Origin of the sequence: Komagataeibacter europaeus LMG 18890, from assembly GCF_000285295.1 — a bacterium.
In the GTDB taxonomy this organism is placed as follows: domain Bacteria; phylum Pseudomonadota; class Alphaproteobacteria; order Acetobacterales; family Acetobacteraceae; genus Komagataeibacter; species Komagataeibacter europaeus.
This window is the reverse complement of the sequence record NZ_CADP01000315.1, coordinates 1-1,105: the sequence shown is the minus strand read 5'-3', so window position 1 is coordinate 1,105 and position 1,105 is coordinate 1. Positions and strand designations below refer to the sequence as shown.

Genomic DNA, 1,105 nt, shown 5'->3' with positions numbered 1-1,105 from the left:
GGAGAAGATACATGGCGAATGACATGAACTATCAGGCCGCTCGTGAAGCAGACGCGCTTCATAGAGCGACAATTCCTCATGCGGTCTCCGCACGGTTTATCCGTGCTCGCCGCGCTCTTCACGTCACGCTCTCCAACGGTGTTGAGATGAGCGTGCCTGTGGGTCTGATACAAGATCTGCAGGACGCTTCCCTGAATGATCTGGCCGAGATCGAGATCACTCCGCTGGGTAATGGCCTTCACTGGCCCCGTCTCGACGCCGATGTTCTGGTCGAAGGTCTGATCCACGGTATCTACGGTTCCCGAAGCTGGATGGCAGCACAGATGGGACGCGTGGGCGGATCGTCCGCCAGCCAGGCAAAGGCAGCGGCGGCACGCCGGAATGGTGCTAAAGGCGGTCGGCCAAGGAACGTCGCGTAAGATAGTCACCGCCTTTCAGGCGGTAGGGAACTGTCGTGCCACGTCTGCTCGCTGCAACGACCATTCTTGCCGAAAGGGTGGACCGTATCGGTCTACCCTTTGGCTGAAGGGGCTCGGGTTTTCCAAGCCCTTTGGGCATGCCCGCACCAACGGTGCAATGGTGTATGAAGAGCCGCTACCTATGGGTAGGCGCAATGTCGGCCTTGGGTATGTCGATGGGTCGTCGTAAGGGTAGCCGTAGGGTCGTGAAACGGTCGTTCCATCAATGCATCAGGGATAGTCGTGACCATTGCACTCTGCGTCACCTTCCTGCGGTGTGCGAGAGCGTCCCCCTTATTGCCCGGGTTGTGGCAGGGGGAGCGGGTTATCCGTGCCGAGGCTGGCGGCCCATGCCTTCATGTCCCGTTTCTCCCGGTCTGGACCTTCAGGCCAGTTTCGGCCTGCGTCCGCGTTTCTTCTCTGGCAGGCGTGTGACCGGCACCCCAGTTCCTGATGTTTCCGAAGGGGCCGGTGTCTCCTTGACGGTCCGCCCCAGTCCGATCTCCTGTGCCAGGGCAGAACGTCGGGCTGCATAGGATGGGGCGGTCATCGGGTAGCTTTCCGGCAGGCCCCATTTCTCCCGATACTGCTCGGGTGTCATGCCATAGACAGTACGAAGATGGCGCTTGAGCATCTTCATTTTTTTT

The 1,105-nt window shown here is 59.6% G+C and carries 2 protein-coding genes; one reads left to right on the top strand and one right to left on the bottom strand.

What is annotated here, in order from left to right; genetic code table 11:
* Window positions 1-11: 11 nt before the first annotated feature.
* Window positions 12-419, top strand: coding sequence for a DUF2442 domain-containing protein (locus GEU01_RS22080; protein WP_019087706.1), 408 nt, complete (start codon window positions 12-14; stop codon window positions 417-419).
* 424 nt (window positions 420-843) lie between these two features.
* Here GEU01_RS22080 and GEU01_RS22075 read toward each other — a convergent pair.
* The coding region (locus GEU01_RS22075; RefSeq protein ID WP_019087705.1) for a MucR family transcriptional regulator at window positions 844-1,105 on the bottom strand (262 nt) is incomplete at its 5' end.